We start from the raw sequence: 24359 nt of genomic DNA, 5'->3' as shown, positions 1-24359 counted from the left end.
GGTTGTCTATATTACTAGACATTATGAGGAATTGCAATGGACGCTGTGAAACAAACGATGACAGAGCAACACTCCGGTCGAAAGCATATCGTCGATCTGCTCGCACGCGCGACAAAGGCGGAACTGCAGGCCGCTTTCGACAGCCTCTCCCCCGCACCGAGTTTTGCGCCGCTGCGTGGCCCCGAGACCGGACTGGTGATGGTGCGTGGACGGATCGGCGGCGGTGGGGCTGCCTTCAATCTCGGCGAAGCGACCGTGAGCCGCGCCAGCGTCCGTCTCTCCACCGGGGAAATCGGCCATGGCTACCGGCTCGGCACAGACCGGGCTGCGGTGACGCTTGCCGCGGCAATCGACGCCCTCGCCCAGGACGACGCGCAAAGGCGGGTGCTGGAGACGGGCCTGCTGGCCCTGGTCGCAGCACGGATCGCCGACGAAAAGATGCGAACCGAGCAGGAAACGGCCGCCACGAAGGTCGATTTCTTCACCATGGTACGGGGAGAAGACTGATGGACAACAAGAATGAAAGCCTGATCGGCGGCTTCCCGGATGCCGTCTTCAACGCGCAGAACGTCTTTCGGGTGCTGATGGACTGCATGGCGCGACCAGGGACGCTGGGTGCCGTGCTTCCGCCAGTGGCGCCGCCGGCACCGCTTGGCATTGCCGCGGGTGCGCTGCTGTTGACGCTTTGCGATCACGACACGCCCGTGTGGCTGACGCCCGGCCTCAGCAAATCGGCCCTGCCCGAGTGGATCGGCTTCCACACCGGTGCGCCTTTGACCCGGGAAAAGATCGAGGCTCGGTTCGCCTTTGCCGAGGTCAAGGCGATGCTGCCCTCCTTCGCGCATTTTGCCCTGGGCAGCCAGGAATATCCGGACCGCTCGACGACCATCATCGTTGAAGTCGAGGCGCTGGACGGCGGCAGGCTTCTGCAGCTGTCCGGCCCCGGCATCCGCGAGACGGTGCAGATCGCGCCGAAGGGTCTGCCGGAGATGTTTCTCCGGCAATGGACCGACAATCGCGCGTTGTTTCCGCGCGGCGTCGATGTCGTGCTGACCGCCGGGCGCCAACTGATTGCCTTGCCCCGCACCTGCAAGATCACCGCTCTGGAGGCCTGAGCCATGTATGTAGCCGTCAAAGGTGGCGAAACCGCCATTGCCAATGCGCATCGCCTGCTCGCCGACAAACGTCGCGGCGACCGGACCCTGCCGAGCATCACCATCGACCAGATCATCGAACAGCTTGGCCTGTCTGTCGACCGGGTGATGGCGGAAGCCTCGCTCTACGATCGTTCGCTGGCCGCCCTTGCCTTGAAACAGGCGCGCGGCGACATGATCGAGGCGATCTTCCTGCTGCGTGCCTATCGCACCACACTACCGCGCTTCGGCACATCGCTGCCGGTTGAAACGGGTGCGATGCGCGTTGAGCGGCGCGTGTCGGCGACCTACAAGGACCTGCCCGGCGGCCAGTTGCTCGGACCGACCTTCGACTATACCCACCGCCTTCTCGACCCGTCGCTGCTTGAGGACGAGAGTGTCGATGAGCCGATGATACGGGAAGATGGCGGCGAATATGTCATGCGCGTCTCCGACATTCTCGATGGCGAAGGCCTGATCGAGCCGGATGGCGAGATGCCGCAGGACCATATTGCCGGCGACATCACCCGCGAGCCGATGGAATTTCCGATGCCGCGCGATCTTCGGCTGCAGGCATTGGCACGCGGCGACGAGGGTTTTCTGCTGGCGCTCGGTTATTCGACGCAGCGCGGCTACGGCCGCACGCATCCCTTTGTCGGCGAAATCCGCATGGGACAGGTCGAGATCGAATTCGATGTGCCGGAACTCGGCTTCTGTGTGTCGCTCGGCGAGATCCGCGTGACCGAATGCCAGATGGTCAACCAGTTCAAGGGCTCGGCCAAGGCGCCGCCGCAGTTCACCCGTGGCTATGGCCTGGTGTTCGGCCAGAGCGAACGCAAGGCGATGTCGATGTCACTGGTCGACCGGGCGCTGCGCACGCAGGAATTCGGCGAGGATGTCGTCGCCCCGGCCCAGGACGAGGAATTCGTCATTTCCCATTGCGACAACGTGCAGGCGACCGGCTTTGTCGAGCATCTGAAGCTGCCGCACTATGTCGACTTCCAGGCCGAACTCGATCTCGTGCGCCGCATGCGGGCCAAGCATGAAGCCGCGCGCCAGGAACAGAATGATATCAAGGAGGCTGCGGAATGAGCGATCTCGCCACCTATAACTTTGCCTATCTCGACGAACAGACCAAGCGGATGATCCGCCGTGCCATCCTGAAGGCGATCGCCATTCCGGGATACCAGGTGCCGTTTGCTTCCCGCGAAATGCCGATGCCCTATGGCTGGGGCACCGGTGGCGTGCAGGTCACCGCCTCGATCATCGGGCCCGACGACGTGCTGAAGGTCATCGACCAGGGCGCCGACGACACGACCAATGCGGTCTCCATCCGCGCCTTTTTCCAGAAGGTCGCCGAAGTTGCCGTCACCACCCATACCGGCGAGGCGTCGATCATCCAGACGCGCCACCGCATTCCCGAAGAGACGCTGCGGGAAGGCCAGGTGCTGGTCTATCAGGTGCCGATCCCGGAACCCTTGCGCTTCCTCGAGCCGCGCGAGACCGAAACGCGCAAGATGCATGCGCTGGAAGAATACGGGCTGATGCATGTGAAGCTCTATGAGGACATCGCCAAGCACGGCCGCATCGCCACGACCTATGCCTATCCGGTCAAGGTGCATGGACGATACGTGATGGATCCCTCGCCGACACCGAAGTTCGACAATCCGAAGATGCACATGTCGGAGGCCTTGCAGCTGTTCGGCGCCGGCCGCGAGAAGCGGATCTATGCGGTGCCGCCGTTTACCGAGGTCGTCAGCCTGGACTTCGAGGATCACCCCTTCGAGATCCAGACCTTCGACAAGCCCTGCGCGCTCTGTGGCGCAGAACATGTCTATCTCGACGAAGTGGTGCTCGACGACAAGGGCGGCCGGATGTTCGTCTGCTCGGATACCGACCACTGCGAAACCCGCCAGGCAGAGGGCCATGTCGGCGCGATGCTGGCCGCCAGCAAGGAGGCTGCGGAATGAGCGACCAACCGCTTCTCAAGGTGCGCAACCTGTCGAAATTTTATGGCACCCGGATCGGCTGCAATACGGTGTCCTTCGATCTGTGGCCCGGCGAAGTGCTGGCAATCGTCGGCGAAAGCGGCTCGGGCAAGACCACCCTACTCAACTGCCTGTCGACCCGGCTGATGCCGACGACCGGCAGCGTCGACTATCACATGCGCGACGGCCAGTACCGCGAGCTCTACCATATGAGCGAGGCGGAACGCCGGTTCCTGATGCGCACTGACTGGGGTTTCGTGCACCAGAACCCCGCCGACGGGTTGCGCATGACGGTGTCGGCCGGCGCCAATGTCGGCGAACGGCTGATGGCAATCGGCGACCGCCATTATGGCAATATCCGCCAGACAGCCAACGAATGGCTTGAGCGCGTGGAGATCTCAACGGACCGCATCGACGACCAGCCGCGCTCGTTCTCCGGCGGCATGCGCCAGCGCCTGCAGATCGCCCGCAATCTGGTGACCGGGCCTCGTCTCGTCTTCATGGACGAGCCGACGGGCGGCCTCGACGTCTCCGTGCAGGCGCGCCTGCTCGACCTGGTGCGCGGCCTGGTCAACGATCTCGGGCTTTCCGCCATCGTCGTCACCCACGACCTTGCCGTCGCCCGCCTGCTGTCGCACCGGATGATGGTGATGAAGGACGGCCATGTCATCGAACAAGGGCTCACCGACCGCGTGCTCGACGATCCCCGCGAACCCTATACCCAGCTGCTCGTATCCTCGATCCTGCAGGTCTGACGGAGAAAAACCATGGCAACGCCCCTCGTCGTCTCCGAAGTCTCGAAGAGCTTCACCATGCATCTGCGCGGCGGCCTCAAGCTGCCCGTCGTCGCCAATGTCTCGTTTTCGGTCGCCACCGGCGAATGCGTCGTGCTCGGCGGTCCGTCGGGCATCGGCAAGAGCTCGATCCTGAAGATGCTCTACGGCAACTATGCCGTCGATGCCGGGCAGATTCTGATCAACCACCAGGACAAGATGATCGACATCGCCAGCGCCGATCCGCGCCAGGTGCTGGAGGTCCGACGTGGCACGCTCGGCTATGTCAGCCAGTTCCTGCGCACCGTACCGCGGGTCTCGACACTGGATGTCGTGGCCGAACCGCTGGTTGCCCGCGGTGTTTCGACCGAAGAGGCCCGCGCCCGGGCCTCCGAATTACTGGCAAAGCTCAACCTGCCGCACGATCTCTGGCAATTGCCACCATCGACCTTTTCCGGTGGCGAGCAGCAGCGCGTCAACATCGCCCGCGGTTTCATCACCGACCATACGATCCTCTTGCTCGACGAACCGACAGCATCGCTGGATGCGGCCAACCGCGCCGTCGTGGTCGAGATGATCCGCGCCAAGAAAGCGCAAGGCGTCGCGCTTCTCGGCATCTTCCACGACGAGGAAGTGCGTGAACTGGTGGCCGACCGCATTCTCGACGTTTCGCAATTTTCACCTCGGAAAGTGGCCGCATGAGCAAGCAACTCGGTCTTGAGCCCTACATTCACGTGACAGCACGGGTGAACAATTCCACGCTCGGCCGCTATATCGAAGTGTCGGAACGCTGCCGGCTCGAAGAAGTCGAGATGGGCGATTATTCCTACATCATGCATGACGGTGCCGTCTGGTGCGCGACGATCGGCAAGTTCGCCAACATCGCCGCCAGCGTGCGTATCAACGCCACCAATCATCCGACCTGGCGGGCAACGCTGCATCACTTCACCTACCGGGCAGCGGATTATTTCGAGGGCGCCGAAAACGACCACGACTTCTTCGAGTGGCGCCGCGGGAACCGCGTGACCATCGGCCACGATGTCTGGATCGGTCACGGATCAACCGTGCTGCCCGGCGTCACGGTCGGCAATGGCGCGGTGATCGGTGCCGGGGCCGTCGTTTCCAAGGATGTCGCACCCTATACGATCGTCGGCGGCGTGCCGGCCAAGCTCATTCGCGAGCGGTTTCCCAAGGCGGTGGCGGACGGCATGGAGCGGCTTGCCTGGTGGGACTGGGCGCATGACCGGCTTTTTGCAGCACTTGAGGACTTTCGTGCACTCAAGGCAGACGCATTTGTCGAGAAATATTCGTGATTATCGATAATAATCAGTATTTTAGATCATTTTACAAAACCGACATGAAACTGACATTCGGACTTCACGCAAAGCCACTAGATCGGAGCACGTTCCGTAGACATGATGGCGAAGGACCCAAGATGCGTTTCAAGTTGGAAAACCTCAATCGCCAGTTCGGCAGCAACAAAGCCGTCGATTCCGTGACGCTCGATATTCCGGCCGGCCAGATGGTCGGCGTGATCGGACGCTCCGGGGCCGGCAAGTCGACACTGCTGCGCATGATCAATCGGCTTGTCGATCCAACCTCCGGCAGCATCCGTTTCGGCGATACGGAAATCTCGACACTGCGTGGTGCGGCCTTGCGCAATTGGCAGCGCGACTGTGCGATGATCTTCCAGCAGTTCAATCTCGTGCCGCGCCTCGACGTGTTGACCAATGTGCTGCTCGGCCGTCTGAACCATCGCTCCACGACGCTCAGCCTGTTGAACATCTTTACCCGCGAAGAGCGCCTGATGGCGATCGCAGCCCTCGAGCGCCTCGGCATCGAACAGACGGCACTTCAGGCCGCCGGCACGCTTTCGGGTGGCCAGCAGCAGCGCGTGGCGATTGCCCGTGCGCTGATGCAATCGCCGAAGATGGTTCTCGCCGATGAGCCGATCGCCTCGCTCGACCCGCTGAACGCGAAGATCGTCATGGACGCCCTCAAAAACATCAACGAACAGGATGGCATCACCGTCGTCACCAACCTGCATACGCTCGATACGGCGCGCAATTATTGCGAACGGATCATCGGCATGGCGCGGGGCCGCGTCGTCTTCGACGGCACGCCGGGCGAGTTGACCGCCGAGGCGGTGCAGGAAATCTACGGCTCGGACCAGCATGGCGCCGGCATCGACGAAACGATGACCTCGACCAGCATCAATATTCCCGCCCATCAGAACAATGCGGCGATGCAGACCCCATCAGCCGGCCTTCGCCCCTTGGTCACCGCCGAGGCCTAAGCGCCCGCAAAGATCGCAAGCCCGCGTCAAGGGCGACCGGTTCCAGAACCACCTCACGCATCCTATCGAACAGGAGATGAACTCATGTTGAAGAAGACTTTGCTTGCCACGGCAGCTCTCGTCGCTCTCGCCGGCTCCGTCCATGCCGAAGACCTCAAGGAATTCCGCATCGGCATTCTTGGTGGCGAAAACGAAGCCGACCGCCTGCGCAACTACCAGTGCATGACCGACAAGCTGCCGGCCGTTCTCGGCGTGGAAAAGGTCTCGCTGTTCCCGGCCGCCGATTATGACGGCGTTATCCAGGGCCTGCTCGGCGGCACGCTCGACTATGCCGAACTCGGCGCCTCCGGTTATGCCAAGATCTACCTCGCCAAGGCTGACGCCGTCGAGCCGATCCTGACCACCGTCCAGACCGACGGCGCAATGGGCTACTACTCGATCATGGTTGCCCGCAAGGACAGCGGCATGACCAAGGTCGAAGACATCAAGGGCAAGAAGCTCGGCTTCGCTGACCCGGATTCGACATCGGGCTACCTGATCCCCACCGTCACGCTTCCGGAAGCCATCGGCGGCCCGGTCAAGGAATTTGTCGCTGAAACCGGCTTCGGCGGTGGTCACGAGAACCTGGTTCTCGAAGTGCTCAAGGGCACGTTCGATGCCGGCACGACCTTCGGCTCCGGCGTTGGCGATTTCAAGGACGGCTATACCTCCGGCAACCTGCGCAAGATGGTCGACAAGGGCATCCTGAACATGGACGACCTGGTTGAACTGTGGAAGTCGCCGCTGATCCCGAACGGCCCGGTCGTCGTTCGCACGTCGATGAACGAAGACATGAAGACGAAGTTCAAGCAGTTCATGATGGACCTGCCGAAGTCCGACCCGGCCTGCTTCTCGGCTGTCCAGGGTGGCGATTTCACCGGCTTCGCCGAAGTCAATGTCGACTTCTACAAGCCGATCATCGACGCCCGCAAGGCAACCATCGGCGGCTGATACGCCACACCGACATCAACGCCGCCGGTCGATCTGTCGACCGGCGGTTTGTTTGTCATGAAGACGACGGCCACGCGGCTTTCGAGGGGATTGTTTCATGCGTCTGACCGCAACTCATCCGCAGCTCAGCGAACGTGGCGCTCTGGTCGAGCGGCACTGGCAGGAGCTTGCCTCACGCCGGCGGATGTACACGCTTTTTGGCGTGGTCCTTCTGCTTCTAGCCGTCAGTGGCTCGCTGTGGTTTGCCAACGAGACCAATTCCGGCAAGTTTTTCGACCGCCTGCCCTATCTTTTCGATTTCGTCGAGGAACTGGTGCCGCGCGATGCTACCGAGATCTGGCGCGCGATGTTCGACCTTGCCTCGCCCTATGACGACGGCAGCCTGAAATACAATTATCCCGAAGGCCGTCTCTACATCACCGAGACGCTCTACATTCCGGAATATATCTACAAGATGGTCGAGACCATCAACATCGCGCTGTTCTCCACGGTGATCGGTGCGATTTTCGGCTTCTGCCTGGCGTATCTCGCTGCCAAGAACATGATGCCGCTCGCCTGGGTCCGCTGGCCGGTGCGCCGCACGATGGAGATCCTGCGCGCCTTTCCGGAAGTGGTGATCGCGGGCTTCTTCCTCGCCATTCTCTCCCTCGGGCCGATCCCGGCGATTGCCGCGGTATCGCTGCACACGATCGGTGCACTCGGAAAACTGTTCTTCGAGGTCATCGAAAATGCCGACATGCGGGCCGACGAAGGTCTGCGCGCCGTCGGCGCCAACTGGTTCGAGCGGGTGTGGTTCGGCATCACGCCGCAAGTGATGCCGAATTTCGTCAGCTACTTTCTACTGCGCTTCGAGATCAATGTGCGCGCATCCACGATCATCGGCGCCGTTGGCGGCGGCGGTATCGGTGAATTGCTGCGCCTGTCGATCAGCCAGGGCCACGAGGCCAAGACGCTCGCCATCGTGCTGCTACTGCTGCTCACCATCATCGGCGTAGACCAGTTGTCCGCCACCCTGAGGCGCAAGCTGGTTGGCGAACAGGCCTTCCAGTCGGTCCAGTGAGGATAGATCCCATGTCGATGACCAATACCGCCGAACTGAACCGTCTTGCCGAACGCTATCCGCATGTGCTGGAGCGCTCACTCTGGCAGCGTTTCCGCGTGCCGATCTCGGTCGGACTGATCGTGCTCTATCTCAGCTTCAGCTGGTGGTTCTTCGCCTTCGGCAAGACGCTGTCGGAAGCCAATTGGGGCATTGCCGGCAACTATCTCGCCGACTGGGTATCCTTCGAGATCCGGCCGGATTTCGAGATTGCCGCCGATGGGGCGATCAGCATCGTCTATTCGCGCTTCGATCCCATTGGTCCCAATCCCAATCCGGACTGGATCAATGCGCAGCGGCAAACGCTGACGCGCACGATCGCTGCCGAACCGGCAACACAGGCGGCAGCGCCCGCGGCAAAAGCTCCTTCGGCGTTCAGCTTCATGCCAAAGCCCGTGGATGCGCCTTCAGCAACCGTTGCCGCGCAGGCAGGCCCGACGACGGTTACCGAGGACGTGATCACGCAGGCGACCGTGACGCTCGGCTCTTCGGCTCATGTCGACATCACTCCGGATCGTGTCACGCTCGTGCGCGGCGGCGAGAGCATCGACCTCGCTCTTGACCACGCTGGCGATACCGTCACGGTCAATGGTGCCAAGCCCGACTGGCTCGACCAACGCAGTTCCGGTGGCCGCGTGGTTGCTTATTTCGGCTTTGCCGGCTGGATCGAGGTGAGTGCGGACCGTGTGCGCATCCGCAAGCGTTTCCTTGGCTGGGAAAATTTCGTCTTCGACACGAATTCGCCGTTCTTCGACATGCCGATCAGCAAGCTGGCCGATACGATCGTGTCGGGCGAGCGCATCGATCCGAAAATGAGCAATCTGGCGCTGGCCTGGAACAACTTCCTCTTCAATGCCTCCTGGCAGCATCTGGATGTGTGGACCAAGCTTCTGCAGACGATCGTCATGGCTTTTGTCGGAACGCTGTTTGCGATGCTGGTGGCGTTTCCACTGTCCTTCATCGCGGCGCGTAACATCACGCGCAATCGCCCCGTCAACCAGTTGACCAAGCGGATGTTCGATTTCCTTCGCTCCGTCGACATGCTGATCTGGGCGCTGTTCTTCACCCGCGCCTTCGGTCCAGGGCCGCTCGCCGGAATCTCGGCGATCTTCTTCACCGACACCGGCACGCTCGGAAAGCTCTATGCGGAAGCGCTGGAAAACATCGACGACAAGCAGCGCGAAGGGGTGAAATCTGTCGGCGCCCCTGCGGTCGCTGTGCAGCGTTTCGGCGTGGTGCCGCAGGTGCTGCCGGTGTTTGCCTCGCAGGCGCTCTATTTCTGGGAAAGCAATACGCGCTCGGCCACCATCATCGGCGCGGTTGGTGCCGGCGGAATCGGGCTCAAGCTCTGGGAAGCGATGCGGACCAATTCCGATTGGGAAAACGTTGCCTATATGGTGTTGCTGATTCTGATCGTGGTCTTCGTGTTCGACGGGATTTCGAATAGCCTGCGTTCGCGACTGATCGGCAGCAAGCGCTGATTGCGTCGCGATCGTTTCAACAGTTTCGAATTTCAGGATAGGTCCTTGCGATACGCCATTTATTTCACGCCTCCCGCCGATGACCCGCTGACCGTGGCGGCTGCCGCCTGGCTGAAGCGGGATGCCTTCAGCGGTCACCAGGCGGACATTGGGGATCTCGAGGGCTTCGATCTGGACGAACATCACCGGATCACCGGGGATCCGCGGCGCTATGGCTTTCATGCGACACTGAAGGCGCCGTTCGAACTGGCCGAGGGGCAGGACGAATCCGATCTGGTCGTTGCATTGCAGGCCTTCTGTGGCCGCGAATTCAGTTTCGAATTACCGAGCATTGTCGTCGGGCAGCTGGGGCCGTTCTTTGCCATGATCCCCGGTCGCACGCATGCACCGCTCCAGGATTTTGCCGCCCGCATCGTCGAAGAGTTCGAGCCATTCCGGGCGCCGTTGTCAGAGGCCGATATCGCGAGACGCAATCCCGATAGACTTGATCCCACGCTGCGGCAGAATCTCCTGCGCTGGGGCTATCCGCATGTCTTCGATGCCTTTCGCTTTCACATGACGCTGACCGGACCGATCGCACCCGAGCGCAGCGCCACCATCGCTGACGTTCTCGATCGGCGTTTTTCCGCTTTCAACCAAAAACCGCTGGCCATCTCGGGGCTGGGTCTCTTCGTCGAGACCCAGCGCGGTGCGCCGTTTACCGTTCATTCCTGGCACCCGTTGATCGGGGCCTGACACAGTAGCAGGGACTTCCCATGTCGATCGAATTTGCCCTCAACAATACCCGTATCGTGTTGGAGGACGAGGTTGTTTCCGGCTCGGTTCTCGTGCGCGACGGAAAGATTGCCGATATCTCGCAAGGTCCATCACAGGCCGGCGAAGATTTTGGTGGCGACTATCTGGTCGCCGGCCTGGTCGAGTTGCATACCGACCATCTCGAAGCGCATTATTCGCCGAGGCCGGGTGTGCGCTGGAACAAGATGTCGGCGATCCAGGCGCATGACGCGCAAGTCGCGACCTCCGGCATCACCACGGTGTTCGACTGCCTGCGCATGGGCTCGGACGAAGACGGCGGCTTTGCCAAGGGCGAGATGCGCGAAATGGCGGACGCCATCCAGGCGGCCGAGCGCGAAGACCGGTTGCGCGCGGAGCACCTGATCCACCTGCGCTGCGAAGTGGCATCCGACAACGTGCTCGACCATTTTTCCGATTTCGCCACCGATCCGCATGTCCGCCTCGTCTCGCTGATGGACCATTCCCCGGGTCAGCGGCAGTTCCAGACGATGGAGCAGTATACGCTTTACTACAAAACCAAGCGCGGCCTTTCCGAGGAAGCCTTCGCCCGTTTCGTCGAGGGGCGCTTGAAGATGTCGGAACGCTATTCCTCGGTGCACCGCGACACGCTTGCGGCGATCTGTGCCGAGCGCGGGATCACGGTTGCCAGCCATGACGATGCGACGCTCGCGCATGTCGAGGAAGCCAAAGGCCACGGCGTGAAGCTTGCGGAATTCCCGACCAGCTTCGAGGCGGCCAAGGCCTCCCACACGGCGGGCATGAGCGTGCTGATGGGCGCACCGAACGTCGTGCGCGGCAAGTCACATTCGGGCAACATTGCCGCACGTGATCTGGCCGCGCAGGGCGTGCTCGATGTTCTGTCTTCCGATTACGTGCCGCTGAGCCTGTTGCATGCACCCTTCGTTCTGGCCGACGAGATGGATGGCCTGTCTCTGCCGAAGGCGCTGGCCATGGTGACTTCGACACCAGCAAGGACGGTCGGCCTTGACGATCGCGGTCGGATCGCCGCAGGTTTGCGCGCCGATCTCGTTCGCGTTCGTCACACGGAAGGTGTGCCGGTGGTGCGCTCGGTCTGGCGCGAAGGACGAAGGGTTGCGTGATGGCGGAGAATGCACGACAAGCCCGGACACTGCCATCGGGAACGCTGGTCGCCGTTGTCGGACCGAGCGGTGCCGGCAAGGACAGCCTGATCCAGTTTGCGATGGGGCATTTTTCCGGACGCGATGACATCCATGTCGTGCAGCGGGTCATTACCCGCGCATCCGACGCTGGCGGGGAAGACCATCAGGCAGCATCAGCTACCGAGTTCGAGACGCAACGGGCCGCAGGCGGCTTTGCGGTGAACTGGGACGCCCATGGATTGCGCTATGGCATTCCATCGGATGTTCAGGATCAGCTGGCCAAAGGGCATCTGGTCATCGCCAATGGCTCACGATCGGCGCTCGACCTTTTCCAGCGGGCGTTTCCCTCGCTGCTCGTGGTCAACGTGACCGCAAGGCCGGAGGTTCTGGTCAAACGGTTGGAAGCGCGGGGACGTGAAAGTGCGGCAGAGATCGAGGCAAGGTTGACGCGTGGCGGCTCACTTGCCATTCCCGCGCAATACAATTGCCTGACTATCGACAATAGTGGCCCTCTCGAAGAAGGCGGCCGAAAACTTGTCGAGACGCTTGAAGCACTGCTGGCGGGCAGACCCGCGCAGCAGTCCTGACCAATCCAGTCCATTATTTGCGCATGAAGCCCTGCAGCAGTTCGGCCAAGGCCTCCGGCTGCTCGACGCTCGGAATATGCGCGCAATCTTCGATGACTTCAAAACGGGCGCCCGGAATAAGGCTAGCAGCAGCCTCGACCAATTCCGGCGGCGTCGAGCCATCCTGATCGCCAACGATGAGCATCGTCGGGACAGTTATGGTCGGCAATACATCGGAAAAATCGGTATCGCGCAAAGCTTCGCAGGTCGAAAGATAGCCGGCTGTTGATTGCCGCGTCATCATCAATCTGTAGCCTGCCAGTTCATCGGCGCGGTCTTGATGGAAAGCCGGCGTGAACCAACGCTGCATGGCGTTGTCGGCCACACTATCGAGGCCCTTGGCGCGGACGCCTTCGATACGCTCGGCCCAGATGTCCGCTGTGCCGATCTTCGGGGCGGTGTCGCAGAGAACGAGCTTGCGAAAGAGGTCCGGCCGCGCCTTCCACAGGCCCTGGCAGATCAGGCCACCGACCGACAGACCGCAGAAGGTTGCCTTCTTGATCTCAAGCTCATCGCAGAGCGCTGCCAGATCCGAGACGAGGTCATCCATGCCGAAAGGCTGCTCGGCACCGCCGGACAGGCCATGGCCGCGGCTGTCATAGAGCAGGACCGAGACATCCTCGCCGAGCTCATCGAACAGGGGCAGCCAGATGCGGAAATCGGTGCCGAGCCCGTTGGAAAAGACGATCAGGTTCTTGGCCTTGGCTTCGCCGATCAGTTCGTAATGGACGACATTGCCGTTGATTGTTTTAAAGGCCAAAGCCCTGTTCTCCTGTGTGATCGGAACGGGCGCTCAGTGCGCTTCGTCCCAGTTATGGGCTGCGCGGGCATCGACCTTCAGCGGCACCCGCATGGAGACTGCCGGCATGGCGGCATTTTCCATCGTATCGACGATGAGTGGCATTGCAGCCTCGATCGCATCGTCCTCGACTTCGAAAATCAGTTCGTCATGGACCTGCAAAAGCATGCGTGCGCGTTCGCCAAGACCGGCCTTGGCCAGTACCGGCTCGATCTTGATCATGGCGCGGCGGATGACGTCGGCGGCCGAGCCCTGGATCGGCGCGTTGATCGCGGCGCGTTCGTTAAAGGCGCGCATCGACGGATTGGACGAGCGGATTTCCGGATAATAGGCACGGCGACCGAAGATGGTTGCGACATAACCGTTTTCGCGGGCGAAGGCCTTGGTGCTTTCCATATAGTCCTTGATGCCCGGGAAACGCTCGAAATATTTCTTGATGTAGTCGCCGGCCTCCGAACGTTCGATCGACAGCTGGTTGGCGAGGCCGAAGGCGGAAATGCCGTAGATGATGCCGAAATTAATCGCCTTGGCACGACGGCGGACTTCCGACGGCATGCCCTCGACCGGCACGCCGAACATTTCCGACGCGGTCATCGCATGAATGTCGATGCCATCGGCAAAGGCCTGGCGCAGTTGCGGAATATCGGCGACATGGGCGAGCACGCGCAGTTCGATCTGGCTGTAGTCGGCCGACAGCAGCTTGTGGCCCGGCGTCGAGATGAAGGCGGTGCGGATCTTGCGGCCTTCAGCGGTGCGCACCGGAATATTCTGCAGGTTCGGCTCAGACGAGGACAGGCGTCCCGTCGTGGTCGAGGCCAGGGAATAGCTTGTGTGCACGCGTTTGGTCTGCGGATGCACATAGCCGGGAAGCGCATCGGTATAGGTCGATTTCAGCTTGGTGAGCTGGCGCCAGTCGACGATCTTGCGCGGCAATGGCGCGCCTTCAGCGGCGAGATCTTCGAGCACCTGCGCTGAGGTCGACCACTGTCCGGTCTTGGTCTTGGAGCCACCGGGCAGGCCCATGCGGCCGAACAGGATATCGCCGAGCTGCTTGGGCGAGCCGATGTTGAAACGTTCGCCGGCGAGTTCATAGACCTCGTCTTCGGTGGCCGCCGCCTTCTGGGCAAGTTCACCGGAGAGACGCGACAGGATCTGGCGGTCGACCGTGATGCCGCGCTCTTCCATGTCCGCCAGCACCGGCACGAGCGGTCGTTCGAGCCGCTCATAGATGCGGGTCAGGCCTTCGGCGGCGAGGCGTGGCTTCAGCACCAGCCAGAGGCGCAGTGTCACGTCCGCATCTTCGGCGGCATAGGCCGTCGCCTTGTCGATATCGACATGGTCGAAGGTAACCAGCGACTTTCCGGAGCCGGCGACCTCCTTGAAGGCGATCGGCGTGTGGCCAAGCCATTTTTCCGACAGGGTGTCCATGCCGTGATTGCCTCTTCCGGCATCCAGCACATAGGACATCAGCATCGTGTCATCGAAACCGTCGATGACGACGCCGTGGCGTTTCATCACCAGATAGTCGTATTTCAGGTTCTGCGCGACCTTGAGAACGGCCGGATCTTCCAGCATGTCCTTCAGCGCCGCCAGCGCGTCGGCCATCGGTATCTGGCCTTCGCTGAGCTTGACGCCATCGCTGAACAGATCATCGCGGCCGGTCTTGTGCGCCAGCGGCACATAGCAAGCGCGGATATTGGCAGAGCCCGGCGTGGTGCGATTGTCCTGGATTGCCAGCGACAGGCCGACCAGATCCGCCTGCATCGGATCGATGGAGGTAGTTTCCGTATCAAAGGCAACAAGGCCGGTTTCGCGGGCATCGGCAACCCATTGGCGCAGCGACGCCAGATCGCGGATTGTCACATAGCCGGAACGATCAATCGGGAGCGATGCAAATGCATCGGCGCGCGCCTTGGCAAGTGTTGCCGGCCTTGAACCATCCGGATCGGCGGCACCGGCAGATGCGACCGGCGCTTCGGCGGATGCAGAGGTAGGCTCCAAATGGGCTGCAGGCTGAGCGTCGAGATCGGGGCCATGGGCTCGGCCACCGCGCTCGACCGGGACGTCGGCGGCATCGATGACGCTGGCATCGGCACCGGTTGCCTCGGCGACGCGGCGGGTCAGCGTGGTGAATTCCATGGCTTTCAGGAATGCGATCAGCCTGGGGCCATCCTGCGGCTCCAGCGTCAGGTCTTCGAGCGCCATGTCGAGCGGCACGTCGGTGCGCAGTTCGACAAGCTGGCGCGAGATGCGGGCGAGATCGGCATTGGCGATGATGTTTTCGCGGCGCTTCTGCTGCTTGATCTCGCCGGCACGGGCGAGCAGCGTTTCGAGATCGCCGAATTCCTCGAGCAATTGAGCCGCCGTCTTCGGTCCGATGCCGGGAATGCCCGGAACGTTGTCGGTGGAATCACCGGTCATCGCCTGCAGGTCGATCATCTTTTCCGGCGGCACGCCCCATTTCTCGACGACGTCCGGGATACCGATCTGCTTGTCCTTCATCGCGTCGTACATATGCACGTTCGCCGTGACGAGCTGCATCAGGTCTTTGTCGGAAGAGATGATCGTGACATCGGCGCCGATGGCTTCCGCGGCCCGGGCATAGGTCGCGATGATATCGTCGGCCTCAAATCCTTCGGTCTCGATGCAGGGCAGATTGAAGGCGCGCGTGGCATGGCGGATCAGGCCGAACTGCGGAATCAGGTCCTCCGGCGGCGCAGACCGGTTGGCCTTGTACTGGTCGTAAAGCGCATTGCGGAAGGTCTTCGATGAATAGTCGAAAATGACCGCGAAATGGGTGGGCGTCACGCCAACATCGGTATTGCGGGCATCGCGCAACAGTTTCCACAGCATGTTGCAGAAGCCGGAGACCGCGTTGACGGGCAGGCCGTCGGATTTGCGGTTCAGCGGCGGAATGGCGTGGAACGCCCGGAAGATGAATCCGGAGCCGTCAACGAGAAAGAGATGATCGCCTTTTTTCATGTCGGCATGGATAGCGCGAGGCGGCGAAAAGGTCCATTGCGGTTTGAGGTGGTGAACGGCAATTTCGATGCTTTGGGGCGCGTCACGCCCTGCTCGAAATCGCAGACGTTAGGCGCGAGGGCGGCAATCACGAAAAGCTTACCGATTTGTAATTCGGCCCTCCCTTGAAAAACCACATTCGGCCGCTCATTTGATACTCATCGACGCCTGATCACGTCGTAGTCTGAATGAGGCTCGTCCCCCGCCGCTTCAGACTTGGACAAAGGCCTTATCCCCCTCTCCGGGCCTTTGTCCCTATATTCTGAAGCCGTCGTGGCAATCCCCCCGCCCGCCACGACGGCTTCATTTATTCAGAATACCTCATCCAAAAATGGTCAGCCCCGGGAATGGATCGCATGCGATATTCCCGTGAAGGCAAACAGCGGCATGTTCAGTCCCATGGCCCATGAACGCTCAGAATCGGCCACGTCCCTTGCGACCCAGCTGGCCCGCGGCTTTACCCGTGCGCTGCAAAGCCGGGCGGCGCGGCTTGGCTTTTCACCAGGCCAGTTTCCCATCCTGCTGGAGCTCTGGGAAGAAGAAGGCCTGACGCAGCGGCAATTGCTCGACCGGGTCGATGTCGAGCAGGCGACGATTGCCAACACGCTGGCCCGGATGGAGCGCGACGGGCTGATCGAGCGGCGGATCCACCCCAAGGACAAACGGGCTCAACAGATTTTCCTGACCGACAGGGCGCGCGCGATGCGCGGCGAAGCCTTGGCTGCCGCAGAGGATGCCGAACAGGCCGTGTTTGCCGGGTTCCGCAGGTTCGAGAAGGAATTGCTGAAGGAATACATACGCTGGGCGATCGCCAATGCGCGCAAGCTGTGAAGCAAGCCTGCAAGAGGTTTGAGAAAAAATCACCTGCCGGCAAGCTCGAAAGTGCCGACGCTTTGTTCTATCGTCCCGCCGATTTCAATCGCGCAGGATATTGCCATGACCGATCTTTCCCCTCTTCTCGCCAAGGCCGACGAGACCTTGCCGCAGAGCCTCGAGCGCCTTTTCGAGCTCGTGCGCATCCCCTCGATCTCGACCGATCCGGCCTTCAAGGCAGATTGCCAGCGGGCCGCCGAATGGCTGGTCAAGGAACTGAACGATCTCGGCTTCACCGCCTCGGTGCGCGATACGCCCGGCCATCCGATGGTTGTTGCCCATCATGCCGCGGCCAGCGATAACGCGCCGCATGCGCTGTTTTACGGCCACTATGACGTGCAGCCGGTCGATCCGCTGAACCTCTGGGAAGACGACCCGTTTGCCCCGGCGATCAAGGAAAAAGACGGCCGCAAGGTGATCACCGGTCGCGGCACGTCCGACGACAAGGGTCAGTTGTTGACCTTCCTCGAAGCCTGCCGCGCCTACAAGGCGGTGAACGGCAACCTGCCGGTGCGGATCACCATCCTGTTTGAAGGCGAGGAAGAATCCGGTTCGCCGTCGCTGAAACCTTTCCTCAGCGCCAATGAAGCCGAACTCAAGGCCGATTTCGCCCTGGTCTGCGACACCAGCATGTGGGACCGCGAGACACCGGCGATTGCGGCCGCCCTGCGCGGTCTGGTCGGCGAGGAAATCACGATTACCGCAGCCGACCGCGACCTGCATTCCGGGCTGTTCGGTGGTGCAGCCGCCAATCCGGTGCATATCCTCACAAAGATCCTTGCCGACCTGCATGACGAGACCGGCAAGGTGACACTGCCCGGCTTTTACGATGGGGTCGAGGAAACACCGTCGAACATCAAGGCGTCGTGGGACAGCCTCGGCCGCACGGCCGAAAGTTTCCTCGGCGAGGTCGGGCTCTCCGTTCCGTCCGGCGAAAAGGGCCGCTCGGTGCTGGAACTGACATGGGCGCGGCCAACGGCCGAGGTCAACGGCATCATCGGCGGCTATACCGGCGAGGGCTTCAAGACCGTGATCGCGGCCAAAGCCTCCGCCAAGGTCTCGTTCCGCCTCGTCGGCGACCAGGACCCGGCGAAGATCCGCGATAGTTTCCGCAGCTATGTGAAGTCGCACATTCCGGCCGATTGCTCGGTCGAGTTTCACGAACATGGCGGCTCTCCGGCCATCCAGTTGTCCTACGATTCGCCGGTGCTGACCAAGGCGAAGAACGCGCTGTCGGACGAGTGGCCAAAGGCCGCCGTGGTGATCGGCATGGGCGGCTCGATCCCGATCGTCGGCGACTTCCAGAAGATGCTCGGCATGGATTCACTGCTGGTCGGCTTCGGACAGGTGGACGACCGCATCCATTCGCCGAACGAAAAATATGACCTGAATTCATTCCACAAGGGCATCCGCTCGTGGATCCGCATTCTCGACGCCTTGTCGAAGAACTGACACAAAAAAGCAAAAAGGCCGGTGAAAACCGGCCTTTCCTTTACGTTTCTACATCCCTGCCAGTACATCCGTGGTCAAAAACGGAAACGTGCCATGCGATCGCCGGTGTCTGTCAACGCTCTGCTGACTCACACCCTGGAGCCGAGAATGGCCCTTGATGCTTAACGCCGGGTTAATCCTGACGAGAACTCTCGCAGAGTTCTGCATGCCGGACTGGTTGCGTGGCTGAACCATAGATGGGATTTCGGTCGCATTTTTCAAGACGCTGCTTGATTGCCGTGGCACCTTGCGCAGATTGCCGACGTCAGCGTAACCTTGGCGCATGAGCCTTGAATCCGTCCGCAGCTTCTTCCTCACCCATGCGCCCGGGATTTCCGTGATCGTCACGGAAGCCAGTTCCGCAACCGTACCACTGGCCGCCGAAGCCCATGGCGTCGAGCCCGACCAGATCGCAAAGACGATCTGCCTCAGGATCGGCGAGGACGTCGTGCTCGTGGTGACCGCCGGCACGAAGCGGCTCGACAATCGCAAGTTCAAGGACCGGTTCGGCGTCAAGCCGCGCATGCTCGATGCCGATGGTGTCATTGAGGCAACCAGCCATCCGGTCGGCGGCGTCTGCCCTTTCGGCCTGCCGTCGCCACTCAAGGTCTATTGCGATCTCTCGCTGCAAGATTTCGATGAAGTGGTGCCGGCCGCAGGCGCGACGAATGCCGCCGTGCGGATCTCGCCGCAGCGGATGGCCGAATTGACCGGCGCCGAATGGGCGGATCTCTGCCAATAGATCAAACGGCAGACATCGGGAAAACGGCCTGTTTACGGCCTCTTAACCACCCCTTAAATCGCCGCATTTAGTGTTCAGATCGGAAGCAGGCTAACCATCGTCGAATGCAGCCTGCCCTCGACATCAACCTGACGCAGGCGCGGCACCCATGCCGCGGCGTCCGAGACCTATCCGGAGCAGACCGTCCTCGATGGTGACCAGAGGCAAATCCCGCGACCGTGTCGAACCGACTTTCGAGGAAGATCGAGAGGAGGAGGATTTTCGCCTTGACGCCAACGATCGTCTCGGCGGGCGAAGCGGTCAGGCGAAGACGGGAACCAAGGGCGCCAAATCCCAGACGAAGACGAAGGCGAAACCGTCGGCGCGTGGCCGCAAGGCGAAGCCTGCGCCCAGAAGCGGCTTTGGCATTGGCAAGCTGATCTACTGGTGCTTCGTTCTGTCGATCTGGGGCGGGATCGCCGTCGGCGGGCTCATCTTCTACTACGGGATGCAGATGCCCAGTGCGAGCAGCTGGTCAATCCCCGAACGCCCGCCGAACATGAAGATCGTTTCGGTCGAGGGAACCGTCATCGCAAATCGCGGCGCGACCGGCGGCGAGGCGCTGCCGCTTGAGGAAATGTCGCCCTATATTCCGCAGGCGGTGATGGCGATCGAGGATCGGCGTTTCTATTCGCATTTCGGCGTGGATCCGCTCGGCCTGGCGCGCGCCGTGGTCAACAACCTGACCGGAAGCGGCAGTCTGCAGGGTGGCTCGACGCTGACCCAGCAGCTGGCCAAGAACCTGTTCCTGTCGCCGGAGCGCACGATTGAACGCAAGGTTCAGGAAGTGCTCCTGTCCTTCTGGCTGGAGCAGAAATTCACCAAGGACCAGATCCTCGCCATGTATCTGAACCGGGTCTATTTCGGTTCGAACGCCTACGGGGTCGAGGCGGCGGCGAGGCGCTATTTCAACAAGTCGGCCCGCGACGTCAACCTGGGGGAAGCAGCGCTTCTGGCCGGCCTTTTGAAGGCGCCATCGCGACTGTCGCCTGCGCGCGACCCGGAGGCGGCGGAAGCGCGCGCGCAGGTCGTGCTGGGTGCGATGCGCGAAGAGGGCTATGTCACCGAGGACGAAATCAAGACAGCAATGTCGCAGTCTCCGACGCAGGCGAAGCGATACTGGAGCGGCGCGGGCCAGTATGTCGCCGACATGGTCAAGGACGAGGTGACGGGGCTGATCGGCACCGTGACCGAAGATCTGGTGGTCGAGACCACGATCGACCTGACTCTGGAGAAGAAGGCGGAAGCGGCCCTGACCGAATCGCTGGCGGCCGAAGGCGGGAAACTGAATGCCTCCCAGGCAGCGCTGGTCTCGATCGACGGCACCGGCGCAATCCGGGCGCTTGTCGGCGGGCGCGACTATGCCGAAAGCCAGTTCAACCGCGCGGTCAAGGCCAAGCGCCAGCCGGGTTCGGCGTTCAAGCCCTTTGTCTACGCCGCCGCGATGGAAATCGGCTTGCGGCCGGATTCGATCCGCAATGACGCACCGATCCGGATCGGCGCCTGGACGCCGGAAAACTACGATCAGAAATTTCGCGGTCCCGTGACGCTGACGCAGGCGATGGAGGATTCGCTCAACACCATTGCCGCACAGCTGGTGATGGAGGTCGGCCCCGACCAGGTGATCAAGCTTGCGCACCGGATGGGCATCGATTCGGATCTGCAGAACAACGCCTCGATCGCGCTCGGCACGTCGGAAGTGTCGCTGCTCGAACTCACCGCTGCCTATGCACCGTTCATGAACGGCGGATACAAGGCGACGCCGCATGTGATCCGGCGGATCCTGAAGACCGACGGCACGGTGATCTACGAGAACAACTATCTCGAGCCGCCGCGCGTCCTCAGTGACGGCGTCGTATCGTCGATGAACAAGATGATGATGGGCGTGATCAACAATGGAACGGGCCGCAAGGCGCGCCTCAAGGGCTGGGAGGCGGCCGGCAAGAGCGGCACGACGCAGTCTTTCCGCGATGCGCTGTTTATCGGCTATACCAGCAACCTGACCACCGGCGTCTGGTTCGGCAATGACGATGGCCAGTCGATGAAAAAAGTCACCGGCGGCGGTCTTCCGGCTGTCGCCTGGCATGACTTCATGACTGCCGCCCATCAGGGGCTGTCTCCGGCGCCTCTGCCGGGCGGCGACTATTACGAGCCTGCGCCGCAACAGGACGACATGACGATCGGTACGATCATTTCAGACGTGTTCACGGGCGGCGGCGAGGAACGGTATCCTGCGCAACCGGAGGCACAGTCGCCGCCGCAAGGCAGTTTGCCTCCGATGAACGATGCGCCCGGTCCGCCGGTCCCGCCAGGCGATGTCGGGCCCACACCGCCTCAGGGCGGAGCGCCGCGGCGCACCACGCTGCTGGACCTCATTCTGGGCCAGTAAATTCGATATCGGAGCGGGCAGAAAAAGCGGCCGCAAGCGCCGTTATCGCCCGGCATGCCAGGCGCAAGCCCGCTTCTCTAAAAAATCTGTTTGGCAAAGCGGGATCGCCATCCCATTTCTGGTGGAGAGGATCGCGCCAATCTGTTCTTTTTACTGGATTACAGCGGAAATCCAGCCTTGCAGTCCGAAAAACTGCTTCTTATATACGCGACATAACCGCAGCGTGGCTGCGAACAACACAGACCGTCCACGTCGAGGGGCTGTCAAGGAATGCCTGATTGGGGTTCCGACAGCCTGCTTCAAGGAGAGAATAATATGGCTAAAGTAATCGGTATCGACCTTGGAACGACCAACTCCTGCGTCTCCGTCATGGACGGCAAGGATGCGAAGGTCATCGAAAATTCCGAAGGCGCACGCACCACGCCGTCGATGGTGGCATTTTCCGACGATGGTGAACGCCTTGTCGGCCAGCCGGCCAAGCGTCAGGCTGTCACCAATCCGACCAATACCCTCTTTGCCGTCAAGCGCCTGATCGGCCGCCGCTACGAAGACCCAACGGTTGAGAAGGACAAGCATCTTGTCCCGTTCCCGATCATCAAGGGTGACAATGGCGACGCCTGGGTCGAAGCTCAGGGCAAGGGTTATTCGCCTTCGCAGATCTCCGCCATGATCCTGCAGAAGATGAAGGAAACGGCAGAAGCCTATCTCGGCGAGAAGGTCGAAAAGGCCGTCATCACCGTTCCTGCCTATTTTAACGACGCCCAGCGTCAGGCCACCAAGGATGCAGGCCGCATCGCGGGTCTCGAAGTGCTGCGCATCATTAACGAGCCGACCGCAGCTGCCCTTGCCTATGGCATGGACAAGCGCGAAGGCAAGACGATCGCCGTCTATGACCTGGGTGGTGGTACCTTCGATATCTCGGTTCTCGAAATCGGCGACGGCGTCTTCGAAGTGAAGTCGACCAATGGCGATACCTTCCTCGGTGGTGAAGACTTCGACATGCGTCTCGTCGAATATCTGGCTGCCGAGTTCAAGAAGGACCAGGGTATCGACCTGAAGGGCGACAAGCTGGCCCTGCAGCGCCTGAAGGAAGCCGCTGAGAAGGCCAAGATCGAGCTGTCCTCGTCGCAGCAGACCGAAATCAACCTGCCGTTCATCACGGCAGATGCTTCCGGCCCGAAGCACCTGACGATGAAGCTGACCCGCGCCAAGTTCGAAAACCTGGTCGACGACCTGATCCAGCGCACTGTTGCCCCGTGCAAGGCAGCCCTCAAGGATGCCGGCGTCACGGCTGCTGAAATCGAGGAAGTGGTTCTCGTCGGCGGCATGAGCCGCATGCCGAAGGTCCAGGAAATCGTCAAGCAGCTGTTCGGCAAGGAGCCGCACAAGGGCGTCAACCCGGATGAAGTGGTCGCCATGGGCGCCGCGATCCAGGCCGGCGTTCTGCAGGGCGACGTCAAGGACGTCCTGCTGCTCGACGTAACCCCGCTGTCGCTCGGCATCGAAACGCTCGGTGGTGTCTTCACCCGCCTGATCGACCGCAACACGACGATCCCGACGAAGAAGAGCCAGACCTTCTCGACGGCCGAAGACAGCCAGTCTGCCGTAACCATCCGCGTATCGCAGGGCGAGCGCGAAATGGCCCAGGACAACAAGCTGCTCGGCCAGTTCGACCTCGTCGGCCTGCCGCCGGCACCGCGTGGCGTTCCGCAGATCGAAGTCACCTTCGACATCGATGCCAACGGCATCGTGCAGGTATCCGCCAAGGACAAGGGCACCGGCAAGGAACAGCAGATCCGCATCCAGGCGTCTGGTGGTCTGTCTGATGCCGACATCGAAAAGATGGTCAAGGATGCCGAAGCCAATGCCGAGGCAGACAAGCAACGTCGTGCCGTCGTCGAAGCCAAGAACGGCGCCGAAAGCCTGATCCACTCGACCGAAAAGTCGGTCAGCGAGTTTGGCGACAAGGTTTCCGAGACCGATCGCAAGGCGATCGAGGATGCGATTGCTGCCCTGAAGGGCGCACTCGAAGTCTCTGAACCATCGGCAGACGACATCCAGGCGAAGACGCAGACGCTCATGGAAGTGTCCATGAAGCTCGGCCAGGCCATCTATGAAGCCCAGCAGGCTGAAGGTGGCGCCGGCAATGCCGACAATGGCCCGGATAGCGATATCGTTGATGCCGATTATGAGGAAGTGAAGGACGAAGACGCGAAGAAGTCCGCCTAATGCGGGCCTCGACACGGCGTTTTTCTCCAAGGTGGCTGGCCCTCGGGCCAGCCGCATTTTCTTTGATCGCCGCGTCGGGTGTTGTGCAGGCGCAGGACAAGGCTCAGCTCAGTGCCGTTCATCGTCAGGTGAGCGCTGCCGAAGTGAGTGTGGCAAAAGCCATATCTGCAAGCGACAGCAAAAACCTGTTTCGCATCGGCAATGAGCTCGGACGGATCATCGAGGCAGCCCTGGAGAGACGCGAAAACGGGGGTGAGGTTTCGTCCTGTGAGATGGCGGCACATTCCCTGGCCTTCGTCGCAGTATCGGCATCCGACGGGCTCGCCAGCAAGGGCGAACCGCGCAAGGCCCTGCTGGAAGACGCCGCTTCCGCTTCATCCGATTTCAGGAAAGACATGCTGGCTTGCGACAAGCAGGCAGGCCAGAAAACTGGCAGCCACACCAGCGTGGATAAAGCTTTGAGAGCTCTGTAAT

General features: G+C 61.4%; 22 protein-coding genes. 20 read left to right on the top strand and 2 right to left on the bottom strand.

Going from position 1 to position 24359, the window contains the following annotated elements:
* The first annotated feature begins 36 nt into the window (after positions 1-36).
* The 14 genes from phnG (at position 37) to phnN (ending at position 12263) form a co-directional block, all read left to right on the top strand.
* Complete coding sequence (gene phnG / locus LQ231_RS03155; protein ID WP_230170249.1) at positions 37-507, top strand: phosphonate C-P lyase system protein PhnG; 471 nt, start codon at positions 37-39, stop codon at positions 505-507.
* Positions 507-1115, top strand: coding sequence for a phosphonate C-P lyase system protein PhnH (phnH, locus tag LQ231_RS03150; protein WP_230170248.1), 609 nt, complete (start codon positions 507-509; stop codon positions 1113-1115). The genes phnG and phnH overlap by 1 nt, the downstream gene beginning before the upstream one ends.
* A gap of 3 nt (positions 1116-1118) precedes the next feature.
* Positions 1119-2225 (top strand): carbon-phosphorus lyase complex subunit PhnI, encoded by a 1107-nt coding sequence (locus tag LQ231_RS03145; protein WP_230170247.1) that lies wholly within the window; start codon positions 1119-1121, stop codon positions 2223-2225.
* Positions 2222-3103: an alpha-D-ribose 1-methylphosphonate 5-phosphate C-P-lyase PhnJ gene (locus LQ231_RS03140; protein WP_230170246.1), complete on the top strand. Its 882-nt coding sequence runs from the start codon at positions 2222-2224 to the stop codon at positions 3101-3103. The genes LQ231_RS03145 and LQ231_RS03140 overlap by 4 nt, the downstream gene beginning before the upstream one ends.
* Entirely contained in the window at positions 3100-3876 is a 777-nt protein-coding gene (gene phnK, locus LQ231_RS03135; protein ID WP_113144031.1) for a phosphonate C-P lyase system protein PhnK, read from the top strand. Before LQ231_RS03140 ends, phnK begins: the two co-directional genes overlap by 4 nt.
* Before the next feature lie 12 nt (positions 3877-3888).
* Positions 3889-4596, top strand: a complete 708-nt coding sequence (phnL, locus tag LQ231_RS03130; protein ID WP_113144030.1) for a phosphonate C-P lyase system protein PhnL — start codon at positions 3889-3891, stop codon at positions 4594-4596.
* Positions 4593-5207 (top strand): DapH/DapD/GlmU-related protein, encoded by a 615-nt coding sequence (locus LQ231_RS03125; protein WP_230170245.1) that lies wholly within the window; start codon positions 4593-4595, stop codon positions 5205-5207. The genes phnL and LQ231_RS03125 overlap by 4 nt, the downstream gene beginning before the upstream one ends.
* A 122-nt stretch (positions 5208-5329) precedes the next feature.
* On the top strand, positions 5330-6190 hold the full coding sequence (phnC, locus tag LQ231_RS03120) for a phosphonate ABC transporter ATP-binding protein (protein ID WP_113144029.1): 861 nt from the start codon (positions 5330-5332) through the stop codon (positions 6188-6190).
* A gap of 84 nt (positions 6191-6274) precedes the next feature.
* Positions 6275-7180 carry a phosphonate ABC transporter substrate-binding protein gene (gene phnD, locus LQ231_RS03115; protein WP_230170244.1) on the top strand — a complete coding sequence of 302 codons (906 nt, stop codon included), beginning with the start codon at positions 6275-6277 and terminating at the stop codon, positions 7178-7180.
* Positions 7181-7277: 97 nt separating this feature from the next.
* Complete coding sequence (phnE, locus tag LQ231_RS03110; protein ID WP_230170243.1) at positions 7278-8240, top strand: phosphonate ABC transporter, permease protein PhnE; 963 nt, start codon at positions 7278-7280, stop codon at positions 8238-8240.
* Positions 8241-8251: 11 nt separating this feature from the next.
* Entirely contained in the window at positions 8252-9760 is a 1509-nt protein-coding gene (gene phnE / locus LQ231_RS03105; protein ID WP_230170242.1) for a phosphonate ABC transporter, permease protein PhnE, read from the top strand.
* A 45-nt stretch (positions 9761-9805) separates the two neighbouring features.
* Positions 9806-10495 (top strand): DUF1045 domain-containing protein, encoded by a 690-nt coding sequence (locus tag LQ231_RS03100; protein ID WP_230170241.1) that lies wholly within the window; start codon positions 9806-9808, stop codon positions 10493-10495.
* Positions 10496-10515: 20 nt separating this feature from the next.
* On the top strand, positions 10516-11655 hold the full coding sequence (locus LQ231_RS03095) for an alpha-D-ribose 1-methylphosphonate 5-triphosphate diphosphatase (protein WP_230170240.1): 1140 nt from the start codon (positions 10516-10518) through the stop codon (positions 11653-11655).
* On the top strand, positions 11655-12263 hold the full coding sequence (gene phnN, locus LQ231_RS03090) for a phosphonate metabolism protein/1,5-bisphosphokinase (PRPP-forming) PhnN (protein ID WP_230170239.1): 609 nt from the start codon (positions 11655-11657) through the stop codon (positions 12261-12263). The genes LQ231_RS03095 and phnN overlap by 1 nt, the downstream gene beginning before the upstream one ends.
* A gap of 13 nt (positions 12264-12276) precedes the next feature.
* On the opposite strand, the gene pcaD is transcribed toward phnN, so the two are convergent.
* Entirely contained in the window at positions 12277-13062 is a 786-nt protein-coding gene (gene pcaD / locus LQ231_RS03085; RefSeq protein WP_230170238.1) for a 3-oxoadipate enol-lactonase, read from the bottom strand.
* A gap of 33 nt (positions 13063-13095) precedes the next feature.
* Positions 13096-16083 carry a DNA polymerase I gene (polA, locus tag LQ231_RS03080; protein WP_230170237.1) on the bottom strand — a complete coding sequence of 996 codons (2988 nt, stop codon included), beginning with the start codon at positions 16081-16083 and terminating at the stop codon, positions 13096-13098.
* A 438-nt stretch (positions 16084-16521) separates the two neighbouring features.
* On the opposite strand from polA, the gene LQ231_RS03075 reads away from it, so the two are divergent.
* The 6 genes from LQ231_RS03075 to LQ231_RS03050 all read left to right on the top strand — a co-directional run bounded on the left by LQ231_RS03075 (position 16522) and on the right by LQ231_RS03050 (position 24358).
* The gene (locus tag LQ231_RS03075; protein WP_113144089.1) at positions 16522-16953 is read left to right on the top strand and encodes a MarR family transcriptional regulator; all 432 of its coding nucleotides are present in this window, start codon (positions 16522-16524) and stop codon (positions 16951-16953) included.
* Positions 16954-17058: 105 nt separating this feature from the next.
* Positions 17059-18447 carry a dipeptidase gene (locus LQ231_RS03070; RefSeq protein ID WP_230170236.1) on the top strand — a complete coding sequence of 463 codons (1389 nt, stop codon included), beginning with the start codon at positions 17059-17061 and terminating at the stop codon, positions 18445-18447.
* A 322-nt stretch (positions 18448-18769) separates the two neighbouring features.
* The gene (locus tag LQ231_RS03065; protein WP_230170235.1) at positions 18770-19228 is read left to right on the top strand and encodes a YbaK/EbsC family protein; all 459 of its coding nucleotides are present in this window, start codon (positions 18770-18772) and stop codon (positions 19226-19228) included.
* 190 nt (positions 19229-19418) lie between these two features.
* Positions 19419-21656: a transglycosylase domain-containing protein gene (locus LQ231_RS03060; RefSeq protein WP_230170234.1), complete on the top strand. Its 2238-nt coding sequence runs from the start codon at positions 19419-19421 to the stop codon at positions 21654-21656.
* Positions 21657-21971: 315 nt separating this feature from the next.
* Positions 21972-23885 carry a molecular chaperone DnaK gene (gene dnaK / locus LQ231_RS03055; RefSeq protein ID WP_113144017.1) on the top strand — a complete coding sequence of 638 codons (1914 nt, stop codon included), beginning with the start codon at positions 21972-21974 and terminating at the stop codon, positions 23883-23885.
* Entirely contained in the window at positions 23885-24358 is a 474-nt protein-coding gene (locus LQ231_RS03050) for a hypothetical protein (RefSeq protein ID WP_113144016.1), read from the top strand. Before dnaK ends, LQ231_RS03050 begins: the two co-directional genes overlap by 1 nt.
* The last annotated feature ends 1 nt before the right edge of the window (position 24359 follow it).

The sequence above is a fragment of the Rhizobium sp. CECT 9324 genome (genome assembly GCF_918741265.1).
In the GTDB taxonomy this organism is placed as follows: domain Bacteria; phylum Pseudomonadota; class Alphaproteobacteria; order Rhizobiales; family Rhizobiaceae; genus Allorhizobium.
Note: the sequence above shows the minus strand (reverse complement) of the source record. Positions and strands in the feature narration are given on the sequence as shown.

Coding starts and splice junctions, on each gene's coding strand:
- phnG (WP_230170249.1), top strand. CDS start 37: ATGGACGCTGTGAAACAAACGATGACAGAGCAACACTCCGGTCGAAAG.
- phnH (WP_230170248.1), top strand. CDS start 507: ATGGACAACAAGAATGAAAGCCTGATCGGCGGCTTCCCGGATGCCGTC.
- LQ231_RS03145 (WP_230170247.1), top strand. CDS start 1,119: ATGTATGTAGCCGTCAAAGGTGGCGAAACCGCCATTGCCAATGCGCAT.
- LQ231_RS03140 (WP_230170246.1), top strand. CDS start 2,222: ATGAGCGATCTCGCCACCTATAACTTTGCCTATCTCGACGAACAGACC.
- phnK (WP_113144031.1), top strand. CDS start 3,100: ATGAGCGACCAACCGCTTCTCAAGGTGCGCAACCTGTCGAAATTTTAT.
- phnL (WP_113144030.1), top strand. CDS start 3,889: ATGGCAACGCCCCTCGTCGTCTCCGAAGTCTCGAAGAGCTTCACCATG.
- LQ231_RS03125 (WP_230170245.1), top strand. CDS start 4,593: ATGAGCAAGCAACTCGGTCTTGAGCCCTACATTCACGTGACAGCACGG.
- phnC (WP_113144029.1), top strand. CDS start 5,330: ATGCGTTTCAAGTTGGAAAACCTCAATCGCCAGTTCGGCAGCAACAAA.
- phnD (WP_230170244.1), top strand. CDS start 6,275: ATGTTGAAGAAGACTTTGCTTGCCACGGCAGCTCTCGTCGCTCTCGCC.
- phnE (WP_230170243.1), top strand. CDS start 7,278: ATGCGTCTGACCGCAACTCATCCGCAGCTCAGCGAACGTGGCGCTCTG.
- phnE (WP_230170242.1), top strand. CDS start 8,252: ATGTCGATGACCAATACCGCCGAACTGAACCGTCTTGCCGAACGCTAT.
- LQ231_RS03095 (WP_230170240.1), top strand. CDS start 10,516: ATGTCGATCGAATTTGCCCTCAACAATACCCGTATCGTGTTGGAGGAC.
- phnN (WP_230170239.1), top strand. CDS start 11,655: ATGGCGGAGAATGCACGACAAGCCCGGACACTGCCATCGGGAACGCTG.
- polA (WP_230170237.1), bottom strand. CDS start 16,083: ATGAAAAAAGGCGATCATCTCTTTCTCGTTGACGGCTCCGGATTCATC.
- LQ231_RS03075 (WP_113144089.1), top strand. CDS start 16,522: ATGGCCCATGAACGCTCAGAATCGGCCACGTCCCTTGCGACCCAGCTG.
- LQ231_RS03070 (WP_230170236.1), top strand. CDS start 17,059: ATGACCGATCTTTCCCCTCTTCTCGCCAAGGCCGACGAGACCTTGCCG.
- LQ231_RS03065 (WP_230170235.1), top strand. CDS start 18,770: ATGAGCCTTGAATCCGTCCGCAGCTTCTTCCTCACCCATGCGCCCGGG.
- LQ231_RS03060 (WP_230170234.1), top strand. CDS start 19,419: ATGGTGACCAGAGGCAAATCCCGCGACCGTGTCGAACCGACTTTCGAG.
- dnaK (WP_113144017.1), top strand. CDS start 21,972: ATGGCTAAAGTAATCGGTATCGACCTTGGAACGACCAACTCCTGCGTC.
- LQ231_RS03050 (WP_113144016.1), top strand. CDS start 23,885: ATGCGGGCCTCGACACGGCGTTTTTCTCCAAGGTGGCTGGCCCTCGGG.